Genomic DNA, 3,381 nt, shown 5'->3' with positions numbered 1-3,381 from the left:
CTTAACTTGACGCCAATGGCATCTTGCTCGCCCTGATTAATTAAGCGTGCAAGATATCCACCCCACAAAATTGAGTAATTTATTTGTTGGAATTCCCAGTCATTTGCCCTCAATTAAGGTGCAAGGGCATTACCCCGAATTAAGCTACCAATGGTTTTGGCAGTAATTTTCAGTTGGGTGATGGGATTAGCTGGGACAACCGTTTTATACAGATAGCTATCGAATGTTAGCCGTTGTACATCGAGGTCATCACACATTTCCACAAACGCCTCACGGGTAGCATCGGAACGATAGAACACGGTTTGCAGAATGTCCAACACCTTGTAAGTGAGTCCGTATCTTTTATCCCAACGCTTCAGGTAAAGCTTGAGGTCGCCTTCTGTAGGAATCCGGCTACCACTGTTAGATGTTTCGACAATGGTTTCGGCACACATCCGCCCAGATTTAGCGGCAAAATAAATACCTTCACCAGAAGACTTGGTAACGTAACCAGCAGCATCCCCCACCAAAGCGATGCGACCGACAACACGACGGGGACGTGGATGTTCGGGAATTGGGTGGGCTTCTACTTTGATGATTTTACCGCCTGCTAGTTTCTCGGAAGCACGGGCGCGGATGCCAGCTTGTAACTGTTTGATGCTGGCTTTATTGATGTGCATCGTACCAGTACCGACAGCTACGTGGTCATATTTGGGGAAAACCCAAGCGTAGAAATCGGTCGAAACGTCATCACCGACATACATTTCGGCGAGGTCGTTGTAGTAGGCCATTTTGTCTTCGGGTAAGCGAATTCGCTCTTGGAAAGCGATCGCATAATTGTAATCCCCTGCGTCCATTTCTTTGGCAACGCGAGAATTAGCCCCATCGGCCCCAATAATTAGATCCACCTTCAGGGTTTTAGCAATCCCCTGTGATATACCGTCTGTATGGTCAATGTAATGGATGGTATAGGGATCAGTATTGTTTCCTGGTATATCAAGTTTATGAACAGTGGCATTAATTAAATTTGCGCCTACTTTGGCCGCGCGATCGCGCAAAAAGCCATCCAGGACTTCCCGGCGGCACATTCCTATATATTCATCTTCATTTATCAGATTAATATCAACCTCGCGATTGGAAGGCGAAATCATTTTCATCTTCCGTACCCGGCGATCGATAATCTCTGGTGGTAAGTCAAATTCACTCACCATACACAGGGGGATTGCACCCCCACAAGGCTTTGCGTTGTCTAGCTTCCGCTCAAACAGGTAGGTTTCAATCCCAGAGGCTGCCAGTGTTTCAGCGGCAGATGAACCAGCAGGGCCTGACCCAATAACAGCAACCCGTAGTGTCAAAGGTCTTTCTCCCAATCTTCACATTTACCGAGAGCATACTACCACGGTCTTTCTAGTGATTTGGCGCTTTTCCTTCAGGTTCCTGCACAAATGCAATATTCCTTAATGTTTCGATACGAAAAGCGAGATGGCGGATGGATCGCATTTATCAGTGGGAATCGTAAGCTTGAAGCGTAGGTTTTACCCCACCCTAACCCTCCCCTTGTAAAGGGGAGGGAACAAGATTTTCCGGTTTCCCCCCTTTATAAGGGGGGATTAAGGGGGGTAATTCGACTTATGTGTACACCAGAGAGGTTAATTTCCCTACTCTCCCTTCCTTAAATACTGTGCGATCGCATTTATCAGTGGGAATCATAACAAACAGATTTACCACAGTAAATAACCAATGGCTTACCAAAATATTACAGGCTCCCTTACCCCAGCAGATATCCAAGAAATTAAAGCAGCCTTTGCGACTATCCAAGCAAAGATGCCTTTTCTCGTTACCCTGAGTGTGGAAGAACGACGCAAGTTATTTAAAATGGGCGATAAAAGCCTAGCCTTTGTCAACACTAGCCTGACTGCTGCCCAGTCGAACCGAGACATTTTACCAGCCAGCTTTGATGTAGACGAATTTGTGCGGGATTATCAATTAGCCGCCACCCTCACCGAACTGTTGATTAAACTGCAACAACTTACAGAACAGGTAGATGATACCCTAATGGCAGTCGGCAGTGAAGCAATGGGCAGCAGTTTGACTGTTTATGATTACGTGAAGACTGCTGCGAAGAAAACTCCAGGGTTAAAAACTATTGCCGAACAGTTAGGGGAACGGTTTAAAGCTATTAAAAGTAAACCTGCTAAAACTGCTTCTGATTCATAAGCAAATATTGCCATTCGGTTTATAGCCGTTCTCGCTTGCGTCAAATACAACCATTCGTAGGGGCACAGCAATGCTGTGCCCAAAGTGCGTATCGTGGTGTACTGCATTCAAACAATAAGTGCTGTAGTCTTTGAACTCCTGAATGATTAGTTAAACCTCATTAATGAGTCTTTGATACTCGCGGGAGAGTCTTTGATACTCGCGGGAGAGTCTTTGATACTCGCGGGAGAGTCTTTAATACTCGTGGGAGAGTCTTTAATACTCGTGGGAGAGTCTTTGATACTCGTTGGCGAGTCTTTAATACTCGCGGGAGAGTCTTTGATACTCATCGGCGAGTCTTTGATACTCCTGAGCAAGTATTAAAGACTCTCAATCAGGAATTAGGAATTGCAAGGTTGTTATTATACTTTTAGCCGCGTGTAATCTGCCGCCTTGCCCTGATTTATGCTCATAACTCCCCGCCACACCAGCAGATCGCTCTTTTTCCTTTTCTGTTTCACCCTACTGCTAACTCTCTTCCTTTCTCTACCTTGGGTAAACGCCAAAGAAAAACCTCAGCCAGAAGCATGGCAAATTAACGGTATCGTTGCTGCCCTTGATGATGAATATGACGGAGTGAAGCAACTCGCTTTTGAGAAATTCAATGAATATGATTTGCAAAATTTGCAAGCGGTGATTCAGAAACCGGAGGTAATTGCTCAGAAAGCTGCCAACATCCTCAAGAATAAATCTGTTGAGTCCGATTTTCGTTCCAGTGCAGCATTGGCATTGGGAAATCTGGGGGAGGCAGCCAAACCCTACGTCAAAGATATCCTCGACTTCCTCAAGGATAAATCCGTTGATGCTTATGTTCGTTCCAGTGCAGCATCGGCATTGAGAAATCTGGGAGAGGCAGCCAAACCCTACGTCAAAGACATCGCCGACATCCTTAAGGCTGATATCCTACTTGACGAAACCTTTATTGTTATTACCTCTGATAGCTTATATGTTCGTACCAGTGCAGCAGAGGCATTGGGCAAAATGGGTGAAACAGCCAAACCCTACGTCAAAGACATCGCTGACATCCTCAAGGATAAAACCGTTAACACAAGTGTTCGTTCCCGCGCAGCAGAGGCATTGGGCAAAATGGGTGAGACAGCCAAACCCTACGTCAAAGACATCCTCGACATCCTAAAGGATAAAACC

The 3,381-nt window shown here is 45.7% G+C and carries 2 protein-coding genes and 1 pseudogene; 2 read left to right on the top strand and 1 reads right to left on the bottom strand.

Features of this window, described 5'->3' with window-relative positions:
• Nucleotides 1–113 precede the first annotated feature (113 nt).
• On the bottom strand, nucleotides 114–1,334 hold the full coding sequence (gene chlP, locus A4S05_RS37855; protein ID WP_069074865.1) for a geranylgeranyl reductase: 1,221 nt from the start codon (nucleotides 1,332–1,334) through the stop codon (nucleotides 114–116).
• A gap of 385 nt (nucleotides 1,335–1,719) precedes the next feature.
• Between chlP and A4S05_RS37850 the strand changes: the two genes are divergently transcribed.
• Together A4S05_RS37850 and A4S05_RS37845 are read left to right on the top strand one after the other, a co-directional pair.
• Nucleotides 1,720–2,196, top strand: a complete 477-nt coding sequence (locus A4S05_RS37850; RefSeq protein ID WP_069074864.1) for a hypothetical protein — start codon at nucleotides 1,720–1,722, stop codon at nucleotides 2,194–2,196.
• A 444-nt stretch (nucleotides 2,197–2,640) separates the two neighbouring features.
• Nucleotides 2,641–3,381 (top strand): annotated as a pseudogene (locus tag A4S05_RS37845) (HEAT repeat domain-containing protein); the annotation flags it as partial.

The organism is Nostoc sp. KVJ20, from assembly GCF_001712795.1.
Lineage (GTDB): Bacteria > Cyanobacteriota > Cyanobacteriia > Cyanobacteriales > Nostocaceae > Nostoc.
This window is presented reverse-complemented; position numbering and strand designations above follow the sequence as displayed.

Coding starts and splice junctions, on each gene's coding strand:
- A4S05_RS37850 (WP_069074864.1), top strand. CDS start 1,720: ATGGCTTACCAAAATATTACAGGCTCCCTTACCCCAGCAGATATCCAA.